Here is a 10394-nt window from a genome sequence, read left to right as displayed (position 1 = left end):
GTCAGATGTGTATAAGAGACGGCTCCTGCCCCGAGCAGCCCCTCGAAGGCCGCCGGCGCGATCTCCTACGCCCGTGGGCAGCTCGGCAAGGCGTACCTCCTCGGTGGCGCCGGCCCGAACACCTGGGACTGCTCCGGGCTCGTGATGATGGCCTACAATTCGCAGGGCATCGCGACCGGCGGACACAACGTCGTCTGGCAGTACAACTACTTCAAGTCGATCGGCCGCCTCGTCCCGCTGTCCCAGCGCCAGCCCGGCGACATCCTGTTCTACTCGTCGAACGGCACGGCCTCGGGGGCGTACCACGACTCGATCGTGACGAGCTACGGCACCATGGTCGAGGCCGCCCGCCCCGGCGTCGGCGTCGTCGAGCGCGCCATCTGGCTGCCGAACCAGCTCATGCCGTACGTCGCCCGCCCGAGCGGTTCCCTGTAGCCCGCTCCCGGAGTGCTCGTTCTTTCCCAGAGCGGCTGCGGTACCAAGTGAGATCGGGCGTACCTGCACGGATCAACGCACCAGGTACGCCCGTTTCCACCCGGTACGCCCGTTTCCACCAGGCGCGCCCCCGCACGCCCCGCCCCGCCCCGCGCGACAGCAGCACCACAGAACGGCGCCCGCCCTCCGGAAGGAGAGCGGGCGCCGTTCGTCGTCAGGGGATCGTCAGTGCGAGCCGGGCACGTACGCGGCCTGACCGGCCTGCACGATGCGCTCGGCCTCGGCGGCGTCGCCCCAGCCCTCGGCCTTGACCCACTTGTTCGGCTCGAGGTCCTTGTAGCGCTCGAAGAAGTGCGCGATCTCGGCCTTCGTCTGCTCCGGCACGTCCGAGATGTCCTGGATGTGCGCCCAGCGCGGGTCCTTGGCGGGGACGACGAGGACCTTCTCGTCGTTGCCGGCCTCGTCGCTCATCTTGAAGACGCCGACGGGGCGGACCTTGACGCCGACGCCGGGGAACGTCGGGAACTCGAGCAGCAGCAGCGCGTCCACGGGGTCACCGTCGTCGGCCAGGGTCTTCTCGAAGAACCCGTAGTCGGTGGGGTAGACGAACGAGGTGAACAGCACGCGGTCGAGGTAGACGCGACCGGTCTCGTGGTCCACCTCGTACTTGTTGCGGCTGCCCTTGGGGATCTCGACGACGACGTCGTACGCGGCCATGTTGCGCTCCTGTGTCTGCTTCGGGGACTGTCGTGTGTTGCGAAAGCGCGGCTAACGTTACCGGGTGAACTCTCCGCGTCCCCGGCTCGACCCCGCCGTCGCCGAGACCCGCCTGGCGGTCCGCGACCTGCTCGCCGCAGCCGTCGACGACGGCGTGGTCGCCGCAGGCGACCTGGTCCTCGTCGCACTGAGCGGCGGACCGGACTCCCTCGCCCTGGCGGCGGCCACCGCGTTCGAAGCGGGCAAGCAGGGTCTGCGGGCCGGGGCAGTGGTCGTCGACCACGCGCTCCAGGCGGGCTCCGAGGCGGTCGCGAGCCGCGCCTCCCGGCAGGCATCCGAGCTGGGACTGGACCCGGTGACGGTCCGCAGGGTCACGGTCGGCTCCGACGGTGGTCCGGAAGGCGCCGCCCGGGAGGCCCGCCACGCGTCGATCGCCGAGGTCGCGGCCGCCACCGGATCACCCCTGGTGCTGCTGGGCCACACCCTGGACGACCAGGCCGAGACGGTGCTGCTCGGCCTGCTGCGCGGCAGCGGGCCGGACAGCCTGTCCGGCATGCAACCGCTCGCCCGACGCGACGGCGGTCCGGCGTACGGCCGGCCGCTCCTGTCGGTCCGGCGCCACGCGACCCGGCAGGCGTGCGCCGCGGCGGGGTTGGCGCCGTGGCGCGACCCGCAGAACGACGACCCCGCGTACGCACGGGTGCGGGTGCGGAACACCCTGCTGCCGGTGCTCGAACGGGAGCTCGGTGCCGGGGTGCCCGAGGCCCTGGCCCGCACGGCCGACCAGCTGCGCGAGGACTCCGCTGCTCTGGACCACTTCGCCGAGGAGATCGCGGAGGACATCGCCGAGCACTCCGAGGCGGGCATCTCGCTGTCGGTGCGGGCGCTCGGGGCGAACCCACCGGCGCTCCGGCAGCGACTCGTGCGCCTGGCGGTGGAGAGCGAGTTCGGGGTGACGCTGTCGCGCGTGCAGACGCTCGAGGTCTGCCGGCTCGTCACGGACTGGAGCGGACAGGGCCCGATCGACCTGCCGGGCGTCCGTGCCACGCGGACCGGCGACCGCATCGAGTTCAGCGCCGGTTAGGCTGGCGTGGTGGAACTCTCCGACGTCCAGGCAGACCTGTCCGAAGTGCTCTTCACCCCCGAGCAGATCGACGAGAAGCTCGCCGAGCTCGCGGCGGTCGTCGACGCCGACTACGCGGGCCGCGACCCGCTGCTCGTCGGGGTGCTCAAGGGTGCCGTCATGGTGATGGCGGACTTCTCGCGCCACCTCAAGATGCAGGCGCGGATGGACTGGATGGCGGTGTCGTCGTACGGCTCCGGCACGAAGTCGTCCGGTGTGGTGCGGATCCTCAAGGACCTGGACACCGACCTGCACGGCCGCGACGTCCTGATCGTCGAGGACATCATCGACTCCGGTCTGACCCTGTCGTGGCTCAAGCAGAACCTGCAGTCCCGTGGTGCCGCCAGCGTCGAGATCGTCGCCCTGCTGCGCAAGCCCGAGGCCGCCAAGGTCGAGGTCGACGTGAAGTACGTGGGCTTCGACATCCCCGACGCGTTCGTGGTCGGCTACGGCCTGGACTACGACGAGCGCTACCGCAACCTGCGCGGCGTCGGCGTCCTCGCTCCGCACGTCTACTCCTGACGGGCAGCCCGCCGCGCTCGGGCCGCACTCGGCCGACTCTGGCCCGGGGGTGAGTTCGCCCGCAGAGGACACCCATTCTCGCCACAGAATCGCGGCCGTATGCTGACCTGCACGCAACTTCGGCAGAGAAAGGTGTCGGGCACTCGCGCCCGGATCACATGAACTTCAAGCGCATCTTCCGCGGCCCGTACCTCTACGTGCTGATCGCGCTGGCGGGCATCTTCATCGGCTGGAGCGTCATCAGCCAGGGCAGCACCCAAGAGATCGACACCCAGAAGGGTCTCGAGCAGCTCTCCGATGACAAGGTCTCGTCCGCGACCATCAACTCCACCGAGCAGCGGGTCGACCTCGTCCTGAAGGACGGCGACAAGCAGGAGCAGTTCTACTACTCCACGCCCCGCGGCGAAGAGGTGGTGCAGGCCGTCAACGACGCCAACCTGCCGGACGGCTACAACGACCGCGTCGCCCAGGGCAACTGGTTCCTGTCGCTGCTCGGCATCCTGCTGCCGTTCCTGATCATCGGTGCCCTGTTCTGGTTCCTGCTCTCGAGCGCCCAGGGTGGCGGCTCGAAGGTCATGCAGTTCGGCAAGTCGAAGGCCAAGATCAACAACAAGGAGAACCCGCAGGTGTCGTTCGCCGACGTCGCGGGTGCCGACGAGGCGATCGAAGAACTCCACGAGATCAAGGAGTTCCTCAAGGAGCCCGCGAAGTTCCAGGCCGTCGGGGCGAAGATCCCGAAGGGCGTGCTGCTGTACGGCCCTCCCGGAACCGGCAAGACCCTGCTCGCCCGCGCCGTCGCAGGTGAAGCCGGCGTGCCGTTCTACTCGATCTCCGGTTCGGACTTCGTCGAGATGTTCGTCGGTGTCGGTGCGAGCCGTGTCCGCGACCTCTTCGAGCAGGCCAAGGCGAACTCGCCGGCCATCGTCTTCATCGACGAGATCGACGCCGTCGGTCGTCACCGTGGTGCCGGCATCGGCGGTGGCAACGACGAGCGCGAGCAGACGCTGAACCAGCTCCTCGTCGAGATGGACGGCTTCGACGGCAAGACGAACGTCATCCTCATCGCCGCGACGAACCGTCCCGACGTGCTCGACCCCGCGCTCCTGCGCCCCGGTCGCTTCGACCGCCAGATCGGTGTCGACGCCCCGGGTCTCGCCGGCCGCAAGCAGATCCTCGAGGTGCACGCGAAGGGCAAGCCGCTCGCCGCGAGCGTCGACCTCGAGCTGCTCGCCCGCAAGACGCCGGGCTTCACCGGTGCCGACCTGGCGAACGTCCTGAACGAGGCGGCCCTGCTGACCGCCCGCTCGAACGCGCAGCTCATCGACAACCGTGCCCTCGACGAGGCCGTCGACCGCGTGATGGCCGGTCCGCAGCGCCGGACCCGGATCATGTCCGACCAGGAACGCCTGATCACCGCGTACCACGAGGGCGGCCACGCCCTGGCGGCAGCGGCGATGCGGCACACCGACCCGGTCACGAAGATCACGATCCTGCCCCGCGGCCGTGCCCTCGGCTACACGATGGTGCTCCCGCTCGAGGACAAGTACTCGGTCACCCGCAATGAGCTCCTCGACCAGCTCACCTACGCCATGGGTGGTCGCGTCGCCGAGGAGATCGTCTTCCACGACCCGACCACGGGCGCCTCGAACGACATCGAGAAGGCCACCGGCACCGCCCGCAAGATGGTGACCGAGTACGGCATGAGCCAGGCCGTCGGGTCCGTCAAGCTCGGGTCCGGCTCGAGCGAGCCGTTCGTCGGCCGTGACATGAGCGGTGGCACCGGTCGTGACTACTCGGAGACCATCGCCCAGACGGTCGACGCCGAGACCCGCGCCCTGCTCGAGGCAGCGCACGACGAGGCCTACCAGGTGCTCAACGACAACCGCGACATCCTCGACCGCCTGGCCGGCGAGCTCCTCGAGAAGGAGACGCTCGACGCCCCGGAGCTCGTGGAGATCTTCAAGGACGTCCGCAAGCTGCCGGAGCGCCCGCAGTGGCTCTCCAGCGACAAGCGCCCGGTCAGCAACCTGCCCGCGATCGACGTGCCCGGCAAGGCCGCCTCGACCGCAGCGGACCCGTCGGACTCCGAGTCGACCTCGAAGACCCGTCGTCGCCCGTTCGGCAACCCGGGTATCGCCCCCGCGTAGGCCGGCATGACCGAGCTGCCGACGCGACGAGAGCGTCGACTCGCCGAGGTGAGTCGTGCCCGCGCCGCCGCCGCCGAACCGGCGACGGTCGCGATCGACCTCCGTGCACCCCAGCCGGTGCCCGAGGTCGTGACCGGCCGTCGCCGTGACCGCGGTGGTCCGGCCGAGGAGCGCACCCGGGTGCTCGGCATCCTCAACGTCACCCCCGACTCGTTCAGCGACGGCGGGCTGCACCAGGCCTACGACGCCGCCGTGCAGCACGCACGTGACCTCGTCGCGGCCGGTGCCGACGTCATCGACGTCGGTGGGGAGTCCACCCGCCCCGGTTCCGAGCGCGTGCCCGTGCCGGTCGAGCAGGAACGGGTGCTGCCGGTCGTGCAGCAGCTCCTCGCCGAGGGCATCCCGGTCAGCGTCGACACGATGAACGCCGCAACGGCCGAGCGTGCCGTCGACCTCGGTGCCGCCATCGTCAACGACGTCTCCGGTGGGCTCGCCGACCCGGACATGGCCCGGGTCGTGGCGTCGACGGGCGTCGGCTTCGTCGTCATGCACTGGCGCGGCCACAGCGACCGGATGTACCGCAACGCCGAGTACACCCACGCGGTCGAGGAGGTCCGGCGCGAGGTCGAGCTCCGGGTCGCCGAACTCATCGTGCTCGGCGTCCGGCAGGAGCAGGTCGTCATCGACCCGGGCCTCGGCTTCGCCAAGCACGGCGTGCAGAACTGGGAGATCCTGGCCGGCTACGAGCGCTTCGCCTCGATCGGCCTGCCGGTGCTCGTCGCCGCCTCACGCAAGCGGTTCCTCGACGGTGTCGGGAGCCCCGAGGGTGCCCCGCCCAGGGAGCGCGACCTCGCCACCGCCGCCATCAGCCTGCTCGCCGCCGAACGCGGCGCGTGGGGTGTGCGCGTGCACGACCCGGCACCGACCCGTGCCGTGCTCGACGTCTGGGACGCCTGGAGGGCAGCTCGATCGTGAACGACACCATCCGACTCACCGGGGTCCGCGCCCGCGGACACCACGGCGTCTTCGACCACGAGCGCGAGGACGGCCAGGACTTCGTCGTCGACGTCGCCGTGGAGCTCGACGCCCGCGCCGCCTCGGGCAGCGACGACCTCGACGCCACCGTGCACTACGGCGTCCTCGCCGAGCAGGTCGTCGCCGAGATCGAACGCGACCCGGTCGACCTGATCGAGACGCTCGCCGAGCGCATCGCCGCGGCCGTGCTCACCCACCGTGCCGCGTTGGCGACGGAGGTCACGGTGCACAAGCCGCAGGCCCCGATCACCGTGCCGTTCACCGACGTCTCGATCACCATCCGGCGCACCCGCGGCGCCACGGTGCCGGACGAGGAAGAAGAATGACCCACCGGGTCGTCGTCGCCCTCGGAGCGAACCTCGGCGACCGGGGGAGCACGCTCCGCGCCGCCGCCACCGCGATCGCCGCCCTGCCCGGGGTCGAGCCGGTGGCATCGAGCCGCGAGGTCGAGTCGGTCGCCGTGACCCTCGACGGCCTCGACACGTCGAAGCCCCGCTACCGGAACGCCGTCGTGGTCGTCGACACCGACCTCGAGCCGCAGGCCTTCCTCGACGCCCTGCACGGCATCGAGGACGCCCACGGCCGCACGCGCGAGGTCCGGTGGGGCGACCGCACCCTGGACCTCGACGTCGTCGCCGTGGATGACCTGCGGATCGCCACGGACACCCTGGTCGTGCCCCACCCCCGGGCAGCGGAGCGCGCGTTCGTGCTCGCCCCGTGGCTCGACGCCGACCCCGAGGCCGTCCTGCCCGGTGCCGGACCGGTGGCCGACCTGCTCACCGCCGTGGGGGACGACACCGAGCGCGTCGACGAGCCGCGCCTGTTCGCGGAGCCGGCACGGGCCTCCAGGCCTGCGGGGAGCGCGACCAGCGCATGAAGCCCACCCGTGCCTCCACGCTGATCAGCATCGCCGTCGTGACGGTGGTCGCCGGCTTCGCACTCGACGCCGTCCTGGCGTCGCGCCAGCTGCCGACGTTCCTGTTCTCGATCCCGCTCGGCGTCACGCTCGCGTTCATCGGCGTCGCCGTCGTGCTCATGGCACGCCCGGTGCGCCGGCACGCGCGCGACGGCGCTGGACGCCAGCGGCCGGTCGACCCGCTCTACGCGACGCGGGTCGTCGTGCTCGCGAAGGCGTCCAGCATCTGCGGCACGCTGCTCGGCGGGTTCGCCCTCGGCCTCGTGCTGTACCTGCTGACCCGTTCCGCGACGCCTTCGCTAGGCTCGACCCTGCCGAACGTGATCGCCGTCGGGGGCGGGATCGTCCTGACGGTCTGCGCACTCGTGGCGGAGCGCATGTGCATCGCACCTCCGGGTGACGACGACGACCGTGACGATCCCCGCAACGGTTCGACGACGGTGAACTGACCGAGCAACCCCAGGAGGCCCGCGATGCCGCGTGAACGACTCGACGAGCCCGGCCTCGGCCTCGGTGGGATCGCCTGGCAGCGGGTGTCCGCGAAGCTCGTGTGGACCGAACTCATCACCACGCTCGTGATCGGTGTCGTGCTCACCGCGGGCTGCGTGCTCATCGGGATCGTCACCGACGGCTTCGGTTCCGGGGCCGGCACGGTCTGGCTCTCCATCGGCATCGTGGTGGCGGTCACCACGGCGATCACCGCCGCGCTCACGCCCCGACGGGTCCGGGCCATCGGCTACGCGCTCCGCGACGACGACCTGGTCGTGCGCCGCGGCCTCATGTGGCAGCGGTTCACGGCGGTCCCGTACGGCCGGATGCAGCTCGTCGACGTCGCCCGGGGCCCGCTCGACCGGGCGCTCGGGATGAGCGAGCTGAAGTTCGTCACCGCCGCGGCCGCGACGAACGTCCGGATCCCGGGTGTCCCGGCAGCGGACGCCGACGAGCTGCGCGACCGCCTCGTCGAGCTCGCCGAGTCCCGTCGCGCCGGACTGTAGGGGTCGTCCGTGACCTTCCGACCGGGCACCCCGCTGCTCAAGGGCGGGATCTTCCTCATCGTCATCCTCGGCTACGTGCTGAACAGCCTGCGCGACCAGCTCGTCGAGTTCTTCATCCCGGGCGAACAGCAGGAGGACGGTGACCCGGTCCGGTACGTGTACGAGCACGGCGTCGTCGGCTGGGTCCTGCTCGGCATCGTGGTGTTGCTCGTGGTGCTGATCGGGTTGTTCTACCTGTCCTGGCGCATGCACGAGTTCCGCGTCACCGGCGAGATCGTCGAGGTGCGCTCGGGCGTGCTGTTCCGGAACCACCGCAAGGCCCGGCTCGACCGGATCCAGGGCATCAACATCCAGCGGCCCCTCGTGCCCCGGGTGTTCGGCACCGCCAAGCTCGAGATCGCGCAGGCCGGCAACGACGCCAACGTGCAGCTCGCCTACCTCGGGGCCCGTGCCGCCGACGACCTGCGGCAGCGGATCCTGGTGCTGGCGTCCGGCGCGAAGGACGACGACGGCCACGGCGGTCCGTCGCGGCAGTCCCACGGGGCACTGCAGGACCGCGTCGACGAGATGTTCTCGCCCGAGCTCGACCCCGCAGCCGTGCACGCGACCCGCATCGTCAAGGTGCGCCCCGGTCGGCTCATCGCGTCGATGCTGCTGTCCGGAACGACGCTGTTCCTGCTGCTCGTCATCGCCGGCATGATCGTCAGCGTCGCCCTCACCGGCGAGTTCGCGGTGCTGTTCGGGCTGTTCCCCGCCGTGCTCGGTGCCGGTGGCTACTACGTCCGCAAGTTCTCCCGTTCGCTGCAGTACACGATCGCCGAGACCCGCGACGGCATCCGGATCGGCTTCGGGCTGGTCTCGACGTCGAACGAGACGCTGCCGCCGGGGCGCATCCACGCCGTCAGTGTCGCGCAGCCGCTGCTGTGGCGTCCGTTCGGCTGGTGGGACATCCGCATCAACCGTGCGACGAGCGCCGGCAACGGGGCGTCGAGCAACCAGCAGGTGTCCTCGATCGTGCTGCCCGTGGGCACCACGGCGGACGTCCGCGAGGTCCTCGACATCATCCTGCCCGGGCTCGTCGGCACCGTCGTCGCCGGCCCCGAGGCGTCGCAGGAAGCCCTGCGCGAGGGCGCAGCCGAAGCCGTCGACGTCGTCGACGACAGCCTCACCACCTCGGGCGACCGCGGCGGCTTCGTGCACTCCCCACGCCGTGGCGCCTGGCTCCGTCCGTTCGCGTTCCGGCGCAACGGCTACCGGTTCGTGCAGGGTGCGGTGCTGCTGCGGCTCGGTGCCGTGTGGCGCTCGCTCGTCATCGTGCCGCTTCCCCGGGTGCAGAGCGTCAAGGTCGAGCAGGGTCCCCTCGAGCGTGCCCTGCGGCTCGCAGCCGTCCACGTCCACACCGTGGCCGGCCCGGTCTCGGCCCGCGTCGGCGCGCTCGACGCGCGGGACGCGCAGCGCCTGTGGGCGGAGACGACGCAGCGTGCCGTCGAGGCGGCCGCGGTCGACACGACCCACCGCTGGCGCGAACGGGAGGCCCGTCCCGCGGCCGCCGCGCACGCTGCCGCCGACACCGTGCCCGGGTCCGGAGCCCCTGCCGGGCAGGCGGCGCACCGGTCCGGCGCCGTCCCTACCGGCTGGGACGACGTCCCACCGACCGGAGCCGCACGATGAGGGCCGGGCGCCTCGGGGTCGGCATCGTCGGCGCCGGACGGGTCGGACCCGTCCTCGGAGCGGCCCTGGCGAACGCGGAGCACGCCGTCGTCGGGGTGACCGCCGTGTCCGACGAGGGTCGTGACCGCGCCGAGGCGATGCTGCCGGGCGCCCCGGTGCTCGCGACGCCGGACCTGGTCGAGCGGAGCGAACTCGTGCTGCTCGCGGTGCCGGACGACCAGCTCGCCTCGCTCGTGCAGGGGCTGGCGGACGCCGGGATCTGGCAGCCGGGGCAGCTCGTCGTGCACACCAGCCCGGACCACGGCGTCGGCATCCTCGCCCCGGCGATGGCGGCCGGTGCCATCCCGTTGGCGATCCACCCCGCGATGGCCTTCACGGGCACGAGCGTCGACCTGTCCCGGCTGCGCGACGCGTACTGCGCGGTGACCGCCCCGGCGCCCGTCCTGCCGATCGCGCAGGCGCTCGTGGTCGAGATGGGCGCCGAACCGTTCGTCGTGGCCGAGGGTGACCGGCCCGCCTACGCTGATGCGGTGCGGGCCGCCGTGAGCTTCTCGACCGCGATCGTCGACCAGTCGGCGGGCACCCTGTCCGGCATCGGCGTCGAACACCCGGGTCGTGTCCTCGGTGCGCTCGTCCGCTCCGCCGTCGACAACGCACTCACCGCCGCCGACGGGCAGTCGACGCTCTAGCGGTTCGGGGGCGGGACCGCGGCGCGGGGAGGAGGTCGGGGCCGGGCGCTCGAGAGGTCACGACTCCCCGCTCAGTTCCGCCGAGTGGTCACGACCTGTCGGTTGCGCGTGCTCAAGCCGACGGATCGTGACCGGTGGGCGTGG

General features: G+C 71.4%; 12 protein-coding genes. 11 read left to right on the top strand and 1 reads right to left on the bottom strand.

Annotated elements, in window-relative coordinates; all coding sequences use genetic code 11:
* Window positions 1–60: 60 nt before the first annotated feature.
* Entirely contained in the window at window positions 61–435 is a 375-nt protein-coding gene (locus DEI98_RS13875; protein WP_111101056.1) for a C40 family peptidase, read from the top strand.
* Window positions 436–660: 225 nt separating this feature from the next.
* Here the strand turns inward: DEI98_RS13875 and DEI98_RS13870 are convergent, their stop codons facing one another.
* On the bottom strand, window positions 661–1152 hold the full coding sequence (locus tag DEI98_RS13870; protein WP_027467055.1) for an inorganic diphosphatase: 492 nt from the start codon (window positions 1150–1152) through the stop codon (window positions 661–663).
* Between the two features lie 64 nt (window positions 1153–1216).
* Between DEI98_RS13870 and tilS the strand changes: the two genes are divergently transcribed.
* From tilS to DEI98_RS13820, 10 genes are all read left to right on the top strand, one after another.
* Window positions 1217–2236, top strand: coding sequence for a tRNA lysidine(34) synthetase TilS (tilS, locus tag DEI98_RS13865; protein WP_111047997.1), 1020 nt, complete (start codon window positions 1217–1219; stop codon window positions 2234–2236).
* Window positions 2237–2245: 9 nt separating this feature from the next.
* Window positions 2246–2797, top strand: a complete 552-nt coding sequence (gene hpt, locus DEI98_RS13860) for a hypoxanthine phosphoribosyltransferase (RefSeq protein ID WP_017887686.1) — start codon at window positions 2246–2248, stop codon at window positions 2795–2797.
* 158 nt (window positions 2798–2955) lie between these two features.
* Window positions 2956–4944: an ATP-dependent zinc metalloprotease FtsH gene (gene ftsH / locus DEI98_RS13855; RefSeq protein WP_027467057.1), complete on the top strand. Its 1989-nt coding sequence runs from the start codon at window positions 2956–2958 to the stop codon at window positions 4942–4944.
* A 6-nt stretch (window positions 4945–4950) separates the two neighbouring features.
* The gene (gene folP / locus DEI98_RS13850; protein ID WP_181438047.1) at window positions 4951–5919 is read left to right on the top strand and encodes a dihydropteroate synthase; all 969 of its coding nucleotides are present in this window, start codon (window positions 4951–4953) and stop codon (window positions 5917–5919) included.
* Complete coding sequence (folB, locus tag DEI98_RS13845) at window positions 5916–6305, top strand: dihydroneopterin aldolase (protein ID WP_027467059.1); 390 nt, start codon at window positions 5916–5918, stop codon at window positions 6303–6305. The genes folP and folB overlap by 4 nt, the downstream gene beginning before the upstream one ends.
* On the top strand, window positions 6302–6856 hold the full coding sequence (gene folK, locus DEI98_RS13840; protein WP_035809345.1) for a 2-amino-4-hydroxy-6-hydroxymethyldihydropteridine diphosphokinase: 555 nt from the start codon (window positions 6302–6304) through the stop codon (window positions 6854–6856). Before folB ends, folK begins: the two co-directional genes overlap by 4 nt.
* A complete protein-coding gene (locus tag DEI98_RS13835) occupies window positions 6853–7344 on the top strand; it encodes a DUF3180 domain-containing protein (protein ID WP_071404509.1) in 492 nt (163 codons plus the stop codon). The genes folK and DEI98_RS13835 overlap by 4 nt, the downstream gene beginning before the upstream one ends.
* A gap of 24 nt (window positions 7345–7368) precedes the next feature.
* Window positions 7369–7890 carry a PH domain-containing protein gene (locus DEI98_RS13830; RefSeq protein ID WP_110863569.1) on the top strand — a complete coding sequence of 174 codons (522 nt, stop codon included), beginning with the start codon at window positions 7369–7371 and terminating at the stop codon, window positions 7888–7890.
* Between the two features lie 9 nt (window positions 7891–7899).
* A complete protein-coding gene (locus DEI98_RS13825) occupies window positions 7900–9561 on the top strand; it encodes a PH domain-containing protein (RefSeq protein WP_111101055.1) in 1662 nt (553 codons plus the stop codon).
* The gene (locus tag DEI98_RS13820) at window positions 9558–10250 is read left to right on the top strand and encodes a Rossmann-like and DUF2520 domain-containing protein (RefSeq protein WP_181421243.1); all 693 of its coding nucleotides are present in this window, start codon (window positions 9558–9560) and stop codon (window positions 10248–10250) included. The genes DEI98_RS13825 and DEI98_RS13820 overlap by 4 nt, the downstream gene beginning before the upstream one ends.
* Window positions 10251–10394: the final 144 nt, after the last annotated feature.

The organism is Curtobacterium sp. MCLR17_034 (assembly GCF_003234485.1).
Taxonomy (GTDB): domain Bacteria; phylum Actinomycetota; class Actinomycetes; order Actinomycetales; family Microbacteriaceae; genus Curtobacterium; species Curtobacterium flaccumfaciens.
Note: the sequence above shows the minus strand (reverse complement) of the source record. Positions and strands in the feature narration are given on the sequence as shown.